The 16333-nt window shown below is 70.5% G+C and carries 18 protein-coding genes; 11 read left to right on the top strand and 7 right to left on the bottom strand.

Features of this window, described 5'->3' with window-relative positions:
• The 3 genes from D7X74_RS28675 to rsmA all read left to right on the top strand — a co-directional run.
• Window positions 1-1211, top strand: a 1211-nt coding sequence (locus D7X74_RS28675) for a tetratricopeptide repeat protein (RefSeq protein ID WP_147446705.1), incomplete at its 5' end; no start/stop codon positions are given.
• Between the two features lie 40 nt (window positions 1212-1251).
• Window positions 1252-2250 (top strand): tRNA (adenosine(37)-N6)-threonylcarbamoyltransferase complex transferase subunit TsaD, encoded by a 999-nt coding sequence (tsaD, locus tag D7X74_RS28670; RefSeq protein WP_120536187.1) that lies wholly within the window; start codon window positions 1252-1254, stop codon window positions 2248-2250.
• A gap of 17 nt (window positions 2251-2267) precedes the next feature.
• The gene (rsmA, locus tag D7X74_RS28665; RefSeq protein WP_120536186.1) at window positions 2268-3158 is read left to right on the top strand and encodes a 16S rRNA (adenine(1518)-N(6)/adenine(1519)-N(6))-dimethyltransferase RsmA; all 891 of its coding nucleotides are present in this window, start codon (window positions 2268-2270) and stop codon (window positions 3156-3158) included.
• A gap of 4 nt (window positions 3159-3162) precedes the next feature.
• Here the strand turns inward: rsmA and D7X74_RS28660 are convergent, their stop codons facing one another.
• Entirely contained in the window at window positions 3163-3453 is a 291-nt protein-coding gene (locus tag D7X74_RS28660; protein WP_120536185.1) for a hypothetical protein, read from the bottom strand.
• Between the two features lie 181 nt (window positions 3454-3634).
• Here D7X74_RS28660 and D7X74_RS28655 point away from each other — a divergent pair, with 181 nt between their 5' ends.
• The 5 genes from D7X74_RS28655 to D7X74_RS28635 all read left to right on the top strand — a co-directional run bounded on the left by D7X74_RS28655 (window position 3635) and on the right by D7X74_RS28635 (window position 7304).
• Window positions 3635-4279: a deoxynucleoside kinase gene (locus D7X74_RS28655; RefSeq protein ID WP_120536184.1), complete on the top strand. Its 645-nt coding sequence runs from the start codon at window positions 3635-3637 to the stop codon at window positions 4277-4279.
• 168 nt (window positions 4280-4447) lie between these two features.
• Window positions 4448-5359, top strand: a complete 912-nt coding sequence (panB, locus tag D7X74_RS28650) for a 3-methyl-2-oxobutanoate hydroxymethyltransferase (RefSeq protein WP_120536183.1) — start codon at window positions 4448-4450, stop codon at window positions 5357-5359.
• A 2-nt stretch (window positions 5360-5361) separates the two neighbouring features.
• Window positions 5362-6216 carry a pantoate--beta-alanine ligase gene (gene panC, locus D7X74_RS28645; RefSeq protein ID WP_120536182.1) on the top strand — a complete coding sequence of 285 codons (855 nt, stop codon included), beginning with the start codon at window positions 5362-5364 and terminating at the stop codon, window positions 6214-6216.
• 17 nt (window positions 6217-6233) lie between these two features.
• Window positions 6234-6716 (top strand): SsrA-binding protein SmpB, encoded by a 483-nt coding sequence (gene smpB / locus D7X74_RS28640; RefSeq protein WP_120536181.1) that lies wholly within the window; start codon window positions 6234-6236, stop codon window positions 6714-6716.
• A 36-nt stretch (window positions 6717-6752) separates the two neighbouring features.
• A complete protein-coding gene (locus tag D7X74_RS28635; RefSeq protein ID WP_120536180.1) occupies window positions 6753-7304 on the top strand; it encodes a ClpXP protease specificity-enhancing factor SspB in 552 nt (183 codons plus the stop codon).
• A 30-nt stretch (window positions 7305-7334) separates the two neighbouring features.
• Here the strand turns inward: D7X74_RS28635 and D7X74_RS28630 are convergent, their stop codons facing one another.
• The 6 genes from D7X74_RS28630 to D7X74_RS28605 all read right to left on the bottom strand — a co-directional run bounded on the left by D7X74_RS28630 (window position 7335) and on the right by D7X74_RS28605 (window position 13554).
• Window positions 7335-9176 carry a serine/threonine-protein kinase gene (locus D7X74_RS28630; protein ID WP_120536179.1) on the bottom strand — a complete coding sequence of 614 codons (1842 nt, stop codon included), beginning with the start codon at window positions 9174-9176 and terminating at the stop codon, window positions 7335-7337.
• 25 nt (window positions 9177-9201) lie between these two features.
• The gene (locus tag D7X74_RS28625) at window positions 9202-9543 is read right to left on the bottom strand and encodes a DUF971 domain-containing protein (RefSeq protein WP_120536178.1); all 342 of its coding nucleotides are present in this window, start codon (window positions 9541-9543) and stop codon (window positions 9202-9204) included.
• A gap of 107 nt (window positions 9544-9650) precedes the next feature.
• Complete coding sequence (locus tag D7X74_RS28620; protein WP_120536177.1) at window positions 9651-11363, bottom strand: HD domain-containing phosphohydrolase; 1713 nt, start codon at window positions 11361-11363, stop codon at window positions 9651-9653.
• Between the two features lie 23 nt (window positions 11364-11386).
• The gene (locus D7X74_RS28615) at window positions 11387-12235 is read right to left on the bottom strand and encodes a peptidoglycan-binding protein LysM (RefSeq protein WP_120536176.1); all 849 of its coding nucleotides are present in this window, start codon (window positions 12233-12235) and stop codon (window positions 11387-11389) included.
• Window positions 12232-12687 (bottom strand): FecR family protein, encoded by a 456-nt coding sequence (locus tag D7X74_RS28610; RefSeq protein ID WP_120536188.1) that lies wholly within the window; start codon window positions 12685-12687, stop codon window positions 12232-12234. Before D7X74_RS28610 ends, D7X74_RS28615 begins: the two co-directional genes overlap by 4 nt.
• Before the next feature lie 63 nt (window positions 12688-12750).
• Window positions 12751-13554 carry a carbon-nitrogen hydrolase family protein gene (locus D7X74_RS28605; protein WP_120536175.1) on the bottom strand — a complete coding sequence of 268 codons (804 nt, stop codon included), beginning with the start codon at window positions 13552-13554 and terminating at the stop codon, window positions 12751-12753.
• A 208-nt stretch (window positions 13555-13762) separates the two neighbouring features.
• On the opposite strand from D7X74_RS28605, the gene rimP reads away from it, so the two are divergent.
• From rimP to D7X74_RS28590, 3 genes are all read left to right on the top strand, one after another.
• Window positions 13763-14248, top strand: coding sequence for a ribosome maturation factor RimP (gene rimP, locus D7X74_RS28600; RefSeq protein ID WP_120536174.1), 486 nt, complete (start codon window positions 13763-13765; stop codon window positions 14246-14248).
• Between the two features lie 65 nt (window positions 14249-14313).
• Window positions 14314-16014: a transcription termination factor NusA gene (gene nusA, locus D7X74_RS28595; protein ID WP_120536173.1), complete on the top strand. Its 1701-nt coding sequence runs from the start codon at window positions 14314-14316 to the stop codon at window positions 16012-16014.
• 19 nt (window positions 16015-16033) lie between these two features.
• Window positions 16034-16330, top strand: a complete 297-nt coding sequence (locus tag D7X74_RS28590; protein WP_120536172.1) for a YlxR family RNase P modulator — start codon at window positions 16034-16036, stop codon at window positions 16328-16330.
• Window positions 16331-16333 lie beyond the last annotated feature (3 nt).

The following is a 16333-nucleotide window of genomic DNA, read 5'->3' as shown; positions in this document are numbered from 1 at the left end:
CGCCCAGCCCCCTGGCCCCCGTGCCGCCGCCGACGCCGGCCCCGCCGTCCTCCGAGGTCACGCTGGTCAGCGGCCATGAGTCCTCGCACGGGGACCTGGCCCCCCAGGACATGGATCCGATGGACGAGGGCTCGGAGACGGCCCCGCCGCCGCAGCTCGCGCTGCCGCCGTATCCCGGGCACGGCATCGTCCCGCCCCAGGTGGGCCCGGCGAGCCTCAACGTCGAGTTCCCCGCGACCACGCCCTTCGAGTCGCCCGCCTCCGCCAGCGCGCCGGTGGAGCCCTCCGTCGTGGAGGAAGAACTGCCGGTGTCGGAGGCGTCCTTCACGGAACCCGCTCCCGTCACGGCCGCCCCCGTCGCTCCCGTGGTGACGTCGCCGGCCCCGGTCGCGGCGACGGTGACTCCGACTTCGAAGAAGCCAGCGCCCGACGAGGACGACGCTGCGCTGCAGGCCGCGCTGAAGCCCAAGCGCACGGGGCTCTACGTCGCGGGAGGCCTGGTCCTCCTGGCGGCCGTGGCCGCGGTGGTCATCTCCCGGGGTTCGGGCTCGGAAACCACCCCGGTGCCGCCGCCGAAGGTGGAGCAGCCCACGCAGCCCGTGGAGGCGCGCAAGCCGCCGGAAACCCCGAAGCCTCCCGACGTCGTCGCGCCGCCGCCCGTGAAGACCGTGGAGGCCCCGGTCGATGCGGGCACGGCTCCTCCGCAGACGGTGGTCGCGGCCGTCCCCGATGCGGGCGCTCCCGAGAAGACGGCCACGCCCGAGCCCGCGGCGGTCCCTGACGCGGGCCTCGCCGTTGCTCCGACGGCCCCGCCCGACGCCGCGCCGGCGAAGGTCGCCACCTACGCCGACCTCATCAAGGAAGGCCGCACGGCGATGGGCAGCAAGCGCTGGAAGTCGGCGGTGGGGGCCTACCGCAAGGCGCTCGCGCTCGACGCGAACTCGACGGAGGCCAAGGCGGGCCTGGGCATCTCGCTCGCCAACAACAGCAACGCGAGCGAAGCGGGCTTCCGCGAGGCGGCCAAGCTGCTCCAGGACGTGGTCCGGGAGGAGCCCAAGAACGCGAAGGCCTGGTTCTGGCTGGGCAGCTCGCTGCAACTCTCCGGACAGGAACCCCGAGCGGCCGAGGCCTATAAGAAGTATCTGTACCTGGAACCGACGGGAAGCTCGGCGGAAGAGGTGCGCGTACTGCTCAAGGGGATGGGCACCTAGGCGACCGGCGTTCCGCCTTCCCGTCCTTGTTGGAGTCGTCGTGCTCGTCCTCGGACTCGAAACCTCGTGCGATGAAACCGCCGCCGCCGTCGTGGAGGACGGCCGGCGGGTGCTGTCGGACGTCGTCTCCACGCAGGTGGACATCCACCGGCGCTGGGGCGGCGTGGTGCCGGAGCTGGCCAGCCGCAACCACATCGTCCAGGTGATGCCCGTGCTCCACGAGGCCCTCACCCGCGCGGGCAAGACGCTCGATGACATCGACCTCTTGGCCGTCACGTCCGGCCCCGGCCTCATCGGCGCGCTGCTCGTGGGCCTCCAGGTGGCCAAGGGCCTGAGCCTCGCCACCGGCAAGCCCTTCGTCGGCGCCAACCACCTGGAGGGCCACCTGCTCGCCATCCGCCTGCTGGAGGACGCGCCGTCACCGCCGTTCCTCGGGCTGGTCGTCTCCGGCGGACACACGAGCCTCTACGAGGTGCGCGACTACGGGAACTACCGGCTCATCGGCCGCACGCGCGACGATGCCGCGGGCGAGGCCTACGACAAGACCGCGCGCATCCTCGGCCTGCCGTACCCGGGCGGGCAGCCCATCGACGAGCTGGCGCAGAAGGGCAACCCGGAGGCCATCCGCTTCCCGCGCGCGCTGCCGGGCGACAACTTCGACGTGTCCTTCTCCGGCCTGAAGACGGCGGTGCTGCACCACGTGCAGAAGCACGGCGTGCCGGAAGGCCAGGCGCTCCACGACCTGTGCGCGTCGTTCCAGGAGGCGGTGGCGGACGTGCTGTCGAAGAAGCTCGTCGCTGCGGCGCGGAGGCTGGGCCACACGCAGCTGGTGCTGTGCGGTGGCGTGGCGGCCAACTCAAGGCTCCGGGCCCTGTGCAAGCAGCGCGCGGAGGAGCGGGGGCTGCGCATGTTCCTGCCCCCGGTGCGTCTGTGCACGGACAATGGGGCGATGATCGCCGTCGCGGGGTATGAAGCGTGGCGCCGCGGTCTGCGCGGTGACTTCCGCCTCGCGGCCGACCCCGCCTGGCGCATGGAGTAGGGAAGGGAACCCCCCAAGTGGAATCGCCGCGCGAAATCCTCAAGCGCCACGGCCTGCGCGCCAAGCACAGCTGGGGCCAGAACTTCCTCGGAGACGCGGATGCGCTCCAGTCCATCGCGGACGCGCTGGAATTGCGCCCCGGTGAGCCCGTGGTGGAACTGGGCCCGGGCCTGGGCCACCTCACGCGCTTCCTCGCCGCCACGGGCGCGCAGGTGACGGCCGTGGAGCGCGACCGCGACATGGTGGCCGTGCTGGAGAAGGAGGCCATCCCCGGGGTGCGCGTGGTGTCCGGTAACGCCGCCACAGTGGACTTCGCCCAGGTGGCCGGCGCGCCCGAAATCGCCCTGGTGGGCAACCTGCCGTACCACCTCACCAGCCCCATCCTCTTCCAGGTGCTCGCGCAGCGCGCCCACCTGTCGCGCGCCGTCTTCACCCTCCAGAAGGAGGTGGTGGTGCGCCTGGCCGCCGAGCCCGGCAACCGCGACTACGGCCTGCTCACGGTGCTGCTCGGCCTGCACTTCGACATCGAACAGGTGCTCACGCTGGAGGCGTGGCGCTTCCACCCGCCTCCGAAGGTGGACTCCGCCGTGCTGCGCCTCACGCGGCTGTCCAAGCCCCGCGCGCCGCTGGTGGACGAGGCGCGCTTCACGCGGCTGGTGAAGGCCGGCTTCGCGCAGCGCCGCAAGACGCTGATCAACTCGCTCAAGTCCGACAAGGGGCTCGCGACGCCGGAGGTGATGCTCGCCGCGCTCCAGACGGCGGGCGTGGATCCGGGCCGCCGCGCGGAGACGCTGTCGCCCGCGGAGTTCGCCGCCATCGAGCGTGCATTGGGGCCCGTCACCGCGATGGCGCCTCCGCCTCCGGACGCACCCGAATCCGACACGGACTCCGGGCCGGACGCGGACTAGGGATTCAGTGCTTCTGGCCCAGCGCGGCCAGGAGCCCGCCCTGCTGGGCGAGGAAGGCGCGGAACTCGCCCTCATCGATGCGCAGGCGCGCGAGCACCGTGCTCAGCACCTCGTCCACGGATCCGTCCGGGCGGCGCTTCAGTTCGAAGGCCGTCTTCAAGAGGGCCACGCCGTAGAGTGGATCCACGTCCACCGGAGGTGCGGGCGGGGCCGTGGCCGGGCGCGAAGCGGGCGCGGCTTCCTCGCGCGGCTCCAGTTCCACCACCGCCGTCTTCACCCGCTGCCTGCCGCGCATCTGGCCAAACACTCCCGTGGTGCGTGCGTGTTGGCGGGCACCGTAGGGGATGGCCCGGGGGCAGTGCAAGGCCGGGGTGGGCCGGCGAAAATTGCCGGATGCACGGGGGCATGGTTGTGTTATCCGCCCCCCGCGCGCATGCGTCGCATGCGTTGTCACCGGGGGCGGAGGCCTCGGGCCGATGGACCACCGCTACATCGTCGTCGAAGGGCCCATCGGCGTGGGCAAGACGAGCCTCGCCAACCTCCTCACGGAGCGCCTGGGCAGCCGCCGCATCCTGGAAGTGGTGGAGGAGAACCCCTTCCTCTCCAGCTTCTACGCGGACCGGCAGAAGTTCGCGTTCCAGACGCAGGTGTTCTTCCTGCTGTCGCGCTTCCGCCAGCAGCAGGAGCTCTTCCAGCAGGACCTGTTCCGCTCCGTCACGGTCAGCGACTACCTGTTCGCCAAGGATCGCATCTTCGCCAACCTCACGCTGGCGTCGGACGAGCTGGCCCTCTACGACCGCGTCTTCGAGGCGCTGGGCCCCCGCGTCACCCGGCCCGACCTGGTCATCTACCTCCAGGCGCAGCTGGACGTGCTCCTGCACCGCATCAAGAAGCGCGGTCGTGAGTTCGAGCGCAAGTTCGACGCGGGCTACCTGGAGTCGCTCACGCACGCCTACAACGACTTCTTCTCCCACTACACGGAGACGCCGCTGCTCATCGTGAACACCTCGGAGATCGACTTCGTGCACAACGAAGCCGACCGCGAGGAGCTGATGCACGCCATCCAGTCCGCGAAGCCCGGCGTGCAGCACTACGTGCCGAAGGCGTCCCGGCGGCCCTGACGCCGCCCGCCTGGCCGGCTGTTCATATCGCGGTGATCCCCCCACGGAGCCTCGGGGGGCGTTAGAGTGCACCTTCGTGGAACCCTGGCCTCCGGCGATCCCCCTGGGGACGGCGAGGGGCCTGACGTTCCACGAGGCTGTCCCACCCGTCTCCACAGGAGGTGAACCGTGAAGGACAAGGTCACCATCCACACGCTGAAGCGCCTGAAGCAGTCCGGTCAGAAGATCTGCATGGTCACCGCCTACGACGCGACGTTCGCGCGCATCCTCGACGAGGGTGGGGCGGACGTCCTCCTGGTCGGTGACTCGTTGGGCATGGTCATCCAGGGGCAGGACTCCACGCTCCCGGTGACGATGGACCAGATGGTCTACCACTCGGCGGCGGTGAGCCGGGGCGCGAAGCGGGCGCACGTCGTGGGCGACCTGCCGTTCATGAGCTACCAGGTGTCGCCGCACGAAGCGGTGCGCAACGCCGGGCGGCTCGTGGCCGAAGGCAACGTGGGCAGCGTGAAGCTGGAGGGCGGCGCGGAGTTCGCCGACACCGTGCGTGCCATCGTGCGCGCCAGCATCCCCGTCATGGGCCACCTGGGGCTGACGCCGCAGTCGGTGCACAAGATGGGCGGCTACGTGGTGCAGGGCCGCGACGAAGATGCCGCGCGCCGCATGCTGGATGACGCGCTCGCGCTGGAAGAGGCCGGGGCGTACGCGCTGGTGCTGGAGGGCGTGCCGCTGGAGCTGGCGCGCACCATCACCCAGAGCCTGAAGATTCCGACCATCGGCATCGGCGCGGGCAAGCACTGCGATGGACAGGTGCTGGTCTGCTACGACCTGTTGGGCATGAACCCGGACTTCAAGCCGAAGTTCGTCAAGCGCTTCGCCAACCTGCACGGCAACATCACGGAGGCGGCGGGCACGTACTTCTCGGAGGTGCGCGCGGGCACGTTCCCCGACGAGGACCACAGCTTCAAGGCGAACAAGAACGTCCGCCTCGTGGCCGCGACGCCCGTGGGCCCCGGAGTGGTGGATGCGCCCGCCGAGGGCGCGGAGAAGGTCGGCGCCATCTACGGGGCCCCGGTCTAGCCATGGCCCCTCGCGTCCTGCGCACCGTGCCGGAAGTGAAGGCCTGGGTGGCCACCCTCCAGCAGGAGGGCCGCCGTCTGGCGCTCGTGCCCACCATGGGCTTTCTCCATGAGGGCCACGTCTCGCTCATGAGGGAGGGCGGCCGGCGCGCGGACGTGGTGGCCGCTTCCATCTTCGTGAACCCCACGCAGTTCGGCCCCCGCGAGGACCTCGCGCGCTACCCGCGCGACTTCGAGGGGGACCTGGGACGGTGCGCGAGCGCGGGCGTGGAGGCCGTGTTCGCGCCCGAGCCCGCGGCGATGTACCCGCCCGGCTACCAGACCTACGTGGACGTCACCGACGTCAGCCAGGGGCTGTGCGGCGAGCGGCGTCCCGGACACTTCCGGGGCGTCGCCACCATCGTCACGCAGCTCTTGTCGCTGTTCCGTCCAGCGGTGGCCCTGTTCGGGGAGAAGGACTACCAGCAGCTCCAGGTCATCCGGGCGCTCAACCGCGACCTGCACCTGGGGGCGGACATCGTGGGCATGCCCACGGTGCGTGAAGCGGACGGGCTGGCCATGAGCAGCCGCAATGCCTACCTGTCCGCCGACGAGCGGCAGCGGGCGCTCGCCCTGTCGAAGGGTCTGCGGGCGGCCCAGGCCCTGCTGGCCTCGGGCACGCGGGACACGGGCGCGCTGGCGGACGCCGTGCGGCGCGAGCTGAAGGCGGCGGACCTGCGTGAGGACTATGTGGAGGTGCGGGACGCGGAGACGCTCTCGCCCCTCGGGACGGTGGCGCCGGGCCAGACGGCGCGCGTGCTGGTGGCGGCCTTCTCTGGCGCCACACGGCTCATCGACAACATGCCCCTGGACGGTTAGGAGACTCGGGACACGTTATGGCCGGAAAGTCGAAGGGTGTGGGTGCGGAGCCGGGGGTGAAGGTCATTGCCGAGAACCGGCGTGCGCGCTTCGACTACACGGTGGATGACACGATCGAAGCGGGACTGGAGCTCACCGGGAGCGAGGTGAAGTCTTTGCGGGATGGAATCGCCAACCTGTCGGACGCCTATGCGCTGCAGAAGGGCACGGAGCTGTTCCTGCTCAATGCGCACATCGGCTCCTACAAGGCGGCGAGCGTGTTCGACCACCTCCCGACCCGGGGCCGGAAGCTGCTGATGCACCGGGCGGAGATCGACCGCTGGACGGCGAAGGTTCGCGAGCGCGGTTACTCCATCATCCCGCTCGTGCTGTACTTCAGGAAGGGACGGGCCAAGGTGGAACTGGCACTGTGCCGCGGCAAGACGCACGAAGATCGCCGTCACGACATCAAGGAACGGGAGACGAAGCGGGAGATGGACCGGGAAGTGCGCCGTCGTTGAAGGGCGCGCCCGAATTTCCCCGCTGGACAGGCTGGAATGGACAAGAAGGTTTCCGACAAGAAGGAGCGGCTCCTGGCCGCGCTGGATCAGGGGATGGTGATGATCCACCTGGACGCGCGCCGCCCCGGCGTGCTCGTCCCCGCCAGCCTCCGAGGCGAAGCGCACCTGCGCCTCAACCTCTCCTACCGTTTCGAGCCACCTGACCTCACGGTGGGCGAGTGGGGCGTGCGCTCCACGCTGAGCTTCTCCGGTTCGCGCTTCACGGTGGCGGTGCCCTGGTCGGCGCTGTTCGCCATCGCCAGCCACGTGACGAAGGAGTTCTGGATGTACCCGGAGGAGATGCCGCCGGAGCTGCTCCAACAGCCCCCCGTGGCGTCCGCCTCCGTCGCGCGTCCGCCGCAGCCCGCGCCGGTGCCCATGCCCGTCGCGGCGGAGCGGCCTCGTGCCTTCCTGCGTGAAGTGCAGAGCGACCACTCCGACGAGCCGGAGACGCGTCCGGAAGTCGCGGCCGTGCCCTCGCCCGAGGGGGGCCCGCCCGAGGAGCCCCAGCCCCCGCGTCGCGGCGGTCACCTGCGGCTGGTGAAGTAGGGCGGACCCGGAAGGCGGAAGCGGTGGACGTCAGCGTTTGAGCTGGGCGTCCACGTCCGCCTTCGCGCCGCCCATGAACGAGCCCGTCCACGTGCGGTGTCCCCGGAGCTTGAGCTGCACGGGGATGGAGCGGGACGGGTAGACGTTGTCCATCACCACGGGCGTCACGCCCACGTCCACGCCGTCCACCGTCACCCGCGCCCCGGAGGGTTCGCTGCGGATGGTGAGCGAAGGCGTCTGGCCCCCGCCCAGCGTGTGCAGCACCTGGGCCTCGTAGCGCGGCCACAGGAACACCACGCCCCCGGCGAGCACCGTGGCGACGGCGAACAACGCCACCGCGAGTCCCCAGCGTCCACGCCTGCGCGGAAGGGGTGAAGCGGGAGGTTCCAGCTCCCACGACGTGCCTTCCGGACGGGGAGCGCGCTCCTCCAGCTCCAGGTCGCCCGAGCCCGCTTGCTGGATGCTGGGGCGGTTGCTGAGCCCGGCATCCTGGACGTCGGCGAGCGAATGCGTGGCCAGTGCCGGCGCCGCGCTGTCCGCATGCGAGCCGGAAGCAGCTCCAGTGGAGCGAGCAGTGCCCGACGCGATGACTCCGCCGCGCAAAGGTCCAGTCGGAGGCACACCCTGGGAAGGCCGTCCGGTGGAGGCCGAAGCCCCGAGCGGCGCACCAGCGTGGACCACCTCACCCGTTGCGGACAGCGCCACGCCGCCGGGGCTCGGGCTCCAGGGCTCCTCTTCTTCTTCTCCGCCCACGGGCACGGGCGCCGGGCCCGCTGCCTTCCACGGCGCGGCGCCCGAGCCGAAAGCCGCCGTCCCCGTGCCGGCGTTCGGATGCGGGCCGTCGCGGTGCCCGACGGAATCCACGAACGAAGCGGATGGCGTCTGCGCGCCCTGACGAGGCTCCGCGGACGCCACGAACGACACGGACGGTGCCTGCGCGCCTTCCTGGGCTGCGGCCCGGGCCAGCTCTCCCACGGAAGCAGGCAGCCGCACCCCGCGCAGGAACGTGGCCAGGGCATGCGACGACGCGGGCTCCCCCGTCTGCGCCAACCACCGCGCGAGCGCCTCGGACACATCCTCCGGCTCCGGGAACCGGGCCGCCGGGTCGCGCGTCAACATGCGCAGCACCAGCGTGGCCAGCGACGCCGGCACGTCCGGCAGCGACGCGGGCGCCCGGTTGAGGATGGAGTACGCCACCGCCACCGGCTCCGCCGCTGGACCGAACGGGTGCTGCCCCGCGAGCAGCTCCGACAGGATGATGCCCAGCGAGAACTGGTCGCTCAGCGCCGTGGCGGGCTCGCCCTTCAGGACCTCCGGCGCGGCGTAGGGCACCTTGCCCTTGAAGGCCCCGGGCTCCGTGCGCGAGATGCCCTCCAGCCGCGCGATGCCGAAGTCGGTGACCTTCACCTCGCCTTCACGGGACACCAGCAGGTTGGACGGGGACACGTCCCGGTGCGCGGTCATCACCGCCTGTCCGTCTTGCTGGCGCCGGTACGCATGCTGGAGCCCCGCCTGCGCCTGGCTCGCGATGAACACAGCCAGATGCGGCGGGATGCGCAGCCCCTGCCGGTTCACCGCCCGGAGGATGGCGCCCAGGTCCCACCCATCCACCAGCTCCATCACCAGGAAGAGCCCTTCGGAGCCTTCGCCCACGTCATGCACGGTGACGATGTTCTGGTGCTGCAACAGCATGGACAGCCGCGCCTCCGCGACGAACATGCTCGCGATGCCCGGCTCGCGCGCCAGGTGCGGCAGCACGCGCTTGATGGCCACGGTGCGCTCGAAGCCCTCCGCGCCCTTCGCCACCCCCAGGAACAGCTCCGCCATGCCACCCGTGGCCAGCGGTTGCAGCAGCCGATAGCGCGACGTCACGAAGTGCTCCGGGGGGCGTCAGCCTTCAGCCCTGTGACTGGGTGATGTCGCGCAGGTGCTTCCACGGATAGATGCCCGTGTTGTGCTGGTCGCTGAAGACGAACGCCAGCGCGTAGTTGCCCACCGGTTGCATTTGCAACACGCGCAGGTTCGCGGGCACCTGCGCGGGGTCCAGGGTGCGCTTCGCCGTCCACTCGTCCACGCACGCGGCGCACGGGCACTGCTGGCGCAGCACCTGCGCCGTGGCGGTCGTCGTCACCCCGTCGTCCCACGTGAGCGTCAGTGCCTCGCCGTCGGCAGACAGCTTGGCGTCCGTCGCGCTGATGGGCTTGGCCGCGGGCTTGATGCGGTCCCAGAAGTTGCTCACCGGTCCACCTTCCAGAGTCTTGGGCAGGAAGCCCCCTCCCTACCATCCTTCCGGCGGGGTGGGGGGCCCGCCGCGCTCCGGGCGGGACGGGCTGGGAAGGCACGCGCTCAGGACGCCAGCTTGACCGGCTGCCGGTGGCCTTCCACCCGCACGCCCCGCTGGGCGAGCACCGCGCGCAGGGCCAGCACCACCTTCGGGTCCAGCTGCGCGCCGCTCAGGTTGTCCAGGATCTCCATCGCCTTCTCCAGCGGCATGGCCTTCTGGTAGGGGCGCGTGGAGGTGCAGGCATCGAAGGTGTCCGCGCACGCCACGATGCGCGCCAAGAGCGGGATGGACTCGCCCTTGAGCTTGTCCGGGTAGCCCGTGCCGTCCCAGCGCTCGTGGTGGTGGCGCACGCACGCGCGCACCGGCCCCAGGAACGTCACCGGCCCGATGATGGCGTCGCCGATGGCGGGGTGCTCCCGCATCGTGGCCATCTCCTGATCCGTCAGCCGGGACTGCTTGGTGAGGATGCTCTCCACGATGCCAATCTTCCCGATGTCGTGGAGGATGCCGCCGTACTGCAGCTGCCGCAGCTCGCGCTCGGTGAGCTTCAGCTCCTTGCCAATCTCCACCGCCACGTCGCCCACCCGCTGACTGTGGCCGCGCGTGTACGCGTCCTTGGAGTCGATGGAGTTGGCCAGCGCGACGATGGTCTCCAGGTAGCCCTTCTCCAGGCTCTCGTAGAGGCCGCGCGTCTCCATGTCGTACGCGAGCAGCTGCTTGCTCATGTAGTTGAACGTCTGGGCAAGCTCCCCCAGCTCGTTCTTCTGGCGCAGGTTCACCTCCACGCCGAACTTGCCGCGCGCCAGCTCCATCGACGTCGCCATGAAGGTCTTCAGGGGCTGCGTCAGGTTGCGGGAGAAGATGGCCGCCAGCACGAGCGCGACCAGGATGGCGCCGCCCAGGCCCGCCAGGATGCGCCGCTCCATCGTCTCCACCTGCCGGTAGGCATGTTCCACCGGCTGCTCGGACACGATGGCCCAGCCCGCCTCCGGCAACACGGAGTACGCCGCCACCACCGCGTCGCGTCCCTCGCCGAAGTTTCCCACATGGAACAGCTCCGTGTCGGGGGACCCCTCGCGCTGCTTGATCAGGTGCGCCAGGGGCGTCCGCTTCGACACGTCCTCGCCCACCGCGCCCAGGTCACCGCCGCCGGTGATGAGCCGCCCGTGCCGGTCCGCCAGGTACGCGAACCCCGTGCTGCCCACGCGCTCCTGCGCCAGCATCTGCCGCAGGCCCGCGAGCGTCAGGTCCGCCGCCATGTAGCCCTGCACCGGGTCGCCCACGGGAAAGGCCAGCGTCACCACCGGCCCGCCACCGCCCGGGGACGCCACCACGTCCGAATAGCGCACCCCCGTCAGCCCCGCGTCGAGCAGGGCCCGGGCGCGCTCCTCGTGTTCGGCCACCGCGCTGGGGGCCATGTCGTGCACCGCGAAGGCCTGCAGGCCCGGCTGCCGCTGCTTGTCCGCGCCGAACACGGTGAGCGCCAGCACCTCCTGGCGCTGGTTGAGCACCGCCGCGATGTGCGAGCGCTGCGTGTCGCGCGGCAGGGTGAAGAAGCCGCCCGGCACGCTGGACAGCCCCACCACCATCTCCGTGGGGTCCTCCAGGAAGCGCTCGGCCTTGAGCCGCAGCTGCTTCACGCGCTCCTGCGCCAGCTCCTGCGCGTCGCGGATGAGCAGCTCGCGCGTATGGGACACCGACAACCAGCCCACCATCACCGTGGGAACGATGCTGACCACGAGCATCAGCAGGAGGGTGGCTTTGAAAAGACGCACGGCGGTCGCTCCTCACCGGCTGGCTACTTCTGCCAGCCGTCCTTCACCTTGATGTTGAGTTCAAGCGCGTCCGCGGCCAGCTCGAAGCGCCGCGCCGTGGAAGGGACGGACCGGCCCTGTCCCGGGCTCACCGCCGTCACCGTCCAGCGATAACGGCCCGCCGGCAGCGCCGGCAACGCCCATTGCCGGGCGCCCAGCACCTCGCGCACGGGCGAGGGCAGCGGGCCCGCCTCCACCGTCTCCGGGACGACCTCCACTTCGTACCGCGTGGCGCCCTCCACCGCCGCCCACGACAGCGTCACCGGCCCCAGCAGTCCCTGCGCGGACGGCTTCAGCGTGAAGCGGTACTTGTCCGTGGGCTGTACCGGTTGGGGCGCGGAAGGAGGCTCCGGCAGGACGGTGCCCTGCTGCACCCGCACGGACTCCCCCTTCGCGAGGATGCGCGTCGCGTGCTGGGCCTCCACCGTGACAGGCGGCCCCTGGCGGTGGGTGACGGTGGTGGTGCCGCCGTCGTGGCCCACCTCCACCGTGAAGAGGGACGGCTGGGGCGGGTTGAGCAGCGCCCAGGCCTCGTCCGCCTTGTGCAGCGCGTCCGCGTAGCGCGCCTGCTGGAAGTGCGCCTCGGCGTCCTTCAGCCGGTCTTCCGCCTCGCGGCGACGCGCGTCGTTTGGCGCGGCCTTCACCGCCGCGCGCGACATCTCCAGCGCCTTGAGCGCCGTCTGCGGCTCCGCGCTCGGAGCCTTCGGCGTGGCCCCGGAACCACCGCTGCCGCGCCGGGCAGGGGCCTCCGGAGGTTCATGTCCCACCACCGTCGGGGCCGACGGCACCACGGACAGCCCCATCCATGCGCTGAGCCAGAGGGCGGCCTTCATTGGAACTCGATCTTCCTGCCAGCCCGAACCGTGGCGGATGGCGTGGTGACGGACAAGGACTGCGTGGCCGGCTTTTCCAGCGTGGCATCCACCCGTCCGCGAAGGACGGTGACATCCGTGCGCAGCTTGCTCTCCGCGATTCCCACCAGGGAATCGCCCCCCAGGTGCACCGTGCTTCCGTTGGCGAACACCACCTGCGCACTGGCCCCAGCCTCGGTGCGCACCTTGTCGTTCTCGTACAGCGGCAGCTCGCTGCGCGCGGCGCTCCATTCGTCCGCGATCGCGCGTTTGATCTGCACCTCCCCCGTCAAATCCCGCAGGTGCGCGCGCGGCACCGGGGGCGGAAGGGGCGCTTCCGCGGGCCCGCGCGGCTTCTCATCGGCCGTGCAGCCGGGGGGGAGGGCCGCGAGCGCGACCACGAGCAACAGGGGAGGCCAGCGTCGTCCGTTCACCACCGTGGGACGGAGTCTAACCCCAAAGCGCCCCCGAAAAGGGGCCGCCCCAGACCGTTCCGCCTAGTCCAGGCGCCGGTGCGACAGGCATGGAAGATTGCGCCGGATGCGCGCTTGAAGCTCCGGGTCCACCGGCGCTACCGCCAGTCCCTCGCCCTCGGAGGCCCGCGCCGTGACGAGCCCCCACGGGTCCACCACCATCGCGTGCCCGTACGTCTGCCGCTGCGCGGAGTGCCGGCCGCCCTGGGCCGGCGCCAGCACGTACGCCTGGTTCTCGATCGCCCGGGCGCGCAGCAGCACCTCCCAGTGGTCCTTGCCGGTCATCAGCGTGAAGGCCGCCGGCACCGCCAGCAGGGTCGCCCCGTCCCTCGACAGCCGACGGTACAGCTCCGGGAACCGCAGGTCGTAGCAGACGCTCAGCCCCAGCCGTCCCACCTCCGTGTCCGCCGCCACCACCTCCGTCCCCGGCGCCACCGCCGCGGACTCCTGATAGGTAGCACCATCTCCCACATCCACATCGAACAGGTGCATCTTCCGGTACACGGCCAGCCTCGCGCCGTCCGGGCCGAACAGGACGCTGGTGTTGTAGAGCCGGCCGCCGGGCGCGCCGTCCTCCAGGATGGAGCCGGAGAGCAGGGTGACCTTCGTCTCCCGGGCCAAGTCCGCCATCCGGCTCAGGGTGGGGCCGTCCAGGGCCTCGGCGGCGCCGGGACGCTCGGGCTCCGGGCCCATCCAGGAGAAGTTCTCGGGCAGGCCCACCAGGCGGGCTCCCAGTCCAGCGGCCTGGCGCACGAGGCGGGCAGCCACGTCCAGGTTGTGGGCCTTGTCCGCGGTGGACACCATCTGGGCTGCGGCGATGAGGTGCATGGCGGCGGTTATAACGCCGCCAGGGGGCTCGCGAACCCCTGGGAATCCTTCAATCCAGGGCCGCGTTGATCAGGCGCCTCGGGGTGTGTCCTTCCTTTACACCCCGAGGGGGCGTGTGTTACGGACGCCCCGACATTTTTCGACGCACGACATCGAAAAGTGGGCCGCCGTGCCCGCTTTTCGCGTTTTTGGAGACCTGCATCCCGGTATGGAGTCGAAGAACATCAAACAGACGGTGGAAGAGAAGGCGGCGACGCTGCTCGACCCCATCGTGGCGAACGAAGGCCTGGAGCTGGTGGACCTGGAGTACGTCCGCGAGCGTGAGGGCTGGGTGTTGCGGCTGTTCATCGACAAGCCAGGCGGCCGGGTAGGTCTGGAAGAGTGCTCCCAGGTTTCGCGCGCCGTGGAACTGGTGCTCGACGTGGAGGACTTCATCCCCCAGGAATACAACCTGGAGGTTTCCAGTCCCGGGGTGGACCGGCCGTTGAAGAAGCCGGCGCACTTCGAGCGGGTGAAGGGGCAGAAGGTCAAGGTGAAGACCTTCGGTCCGTTGGGCGATCCTCCGCGAAAGAACTTCGCCGGAACGCTCACCGACGTGGCGGCCGACGCCATTTCCGTGGACGTGGAAGGGGGCGGCAACTTCCGCATCCCCTTCAAGGACATCGCCAAGGCCAATCTGGAGTTCGAGTTCTAGTTGTCGACATACAGGGGACCCTGATCGCGCCAGGGCCGCCCGTGGACCCATTTTAGGAGAACGTCATGGCAACCCCAGCCAACCCGGCCGTCAACCTCAACCTCGTTCTGGACCAGGTCGCCAAGGACAAGGGCATCGAGCGGGCTGTGCTCATCGCGACCCTCGAGGACGCGATGAAGACCGCGGCCAAGAAGCACTTTGGCCAGGAGCGCAACCTCGAAGCCAAGTACGACCCGGACAAGGGCGTGGTGGAGCTGTTCCAGGCCATCACCGTCGTCGAGCAGATCGTCGACCCCATCCAGGCGGTCAACCAGATCGCCATGGAAGAGGCCCACAAGAAGGGCATGGAGGTCGAAGCGGACGATGAGCTCGTCTTCCAGATCTTCTACCGTGACGAGGACGCCGCGGAGGCCAAGGCCCAGGACGACCAGTACGGGGACATCCTCCGGCTGAAGACCTTCCGCCGCGGCTTCGGCCGCATCGCGGCCCAGACGGCCAAGCAGGTCATCCTCCAGCGCACGCGGGACGCCGAGCGCGAGAACGTCTTCAACGAGTACCGCGACCGCAAGAACGAGATCGTGACGGGCATCGCCCGCCGGTTCGAGCGCGGCAACATCGTGGTGGACCTGGGCCGCGCGGAAGCCGTGCTGCCCGTGCGCGAGCAGGTCCCGCGTGAGACCTACCGCCCGGGCGACCGCGTCCAGGCCTACGTGCTGGACGTACTGCGCGAGTCCAAGGGCCCGCAGATCGTCCTGTCGCGCGCGTCCGTCAACCTGCTCACCAAGCTCTTCGAGATGGAGGTGCCGGAGATCGCCGAAGGCATCGTCGTCATCGAGGCGGCGGCCCGTGAGCCCGGTGGCCGCGCGAAGATCGCCGTGTCCAGCCGCGACTCGGACGTGGACCCGGTGGGCGCGTGCGTCGGCATGAAGGGCAGCCGCGTGCAGGCGGTGGTGCAGGAGCTTCGCGGGGAGAAGATCGACATCGTCCCCTACGACGAGGACCCGGCCCGCTTCGTGTGCTCGGCCCTGGCCCCGGCGGAGGTCAGCCGCGTCATCATCGACGAGGCCAACCACGCCATGGAGCTCATCGTCCCGGACGACCAGCTCTCGCTCGCCATCGGTCGGCGCGGGCAGAACGTGCGCCTGGCCGCCCAGCTGACCGGCTGGAAGCTGGACATCAACAGCGAGAGCCGCGTGCGTGAGATGCGCGAGTTCGCGAGCCGCTCGCTGGGCGCGCTGCCGGGCGTCAACGAGATGCTGGTGGAGACGCTCTACGCGCACGGCTTCCGCCAGGCGCGGGACGTGGCGGACGCGAACGCGGAGATGCTGGCGCAGATCCCCGGCATCGACCCCGCCCGCATCCCCTCCATGCAGGAGGAGGCGCGCAAGCGCATGGTGGAGGACCAGCAGGAGCTGTCGCGCATGGACCACGAGCGCGAGCAGGCCCGGCTGGCCGAGGCCCGCCGTCACCCGGACGAGCTGTCCCAGCCGGAGCGCATGGCGCGTGTGCGCGGCGTCGGCGAGAAGACCATCGAGCAGCTCATCCTCGCCGGTTACCGCACGGTGGAGGACATCGCGAACGAGAAGGACCTCACCCGCCTGGGCGACGTGCCAGGGGTGGGCATCAAGAAGGCCCGCCAGTTGAAGAGCGCGGCGGAGAACTACCTTGTGGAGGAGGCCAAGCTCCGCGCGGAACTGAACGCGGAGAGGAGCCTGCTGGCGTCGGCCGGCGGCTCGGAGGGCGCGGAAGCGGCCAAGGCACCGTAAGCTGGAGGGGGACGGGGAGATGCGCCGCGCAACGAAACGGCCAGGGACACATCCGATTGAAATCACGACGTCAGGTCCGGTCAGGACCTGCGTCGGGTGCGGTTCGCGCAAGGCACAGGCGGAACTCACCCGGTTCGTGGTAGGTCCCCAGGGCGGCGTGGTGGCGGACAGGCGGCGGAGGCTGCCAGGGCGGGGGGCGTACCTGTGCGGTGCCGGTTGTTTGACGGCAGCGCTCAAGCGTAAGGCGCTGGGCAGGGCCTTCCGAGGCAAGGCGGGGCAGGTTGACCCGTCGCAGCTCGGACAGGCTTGGGAGTGAGGG

The organism is Corallococcus sp. CA047B (assembly GCF_003612065.1).
GTDB classification, from domain to species: domain Bacteria; phylum Myxococcota; class Myxococcia; order Myxococcales; family Myxococcaceae; genus Corallococcus; species Corallococcus praedator.
Note: the sequence above shows the minus strand (reverse complement) of the source record. Positions and strands in the feature narration are given on the sequence as shown.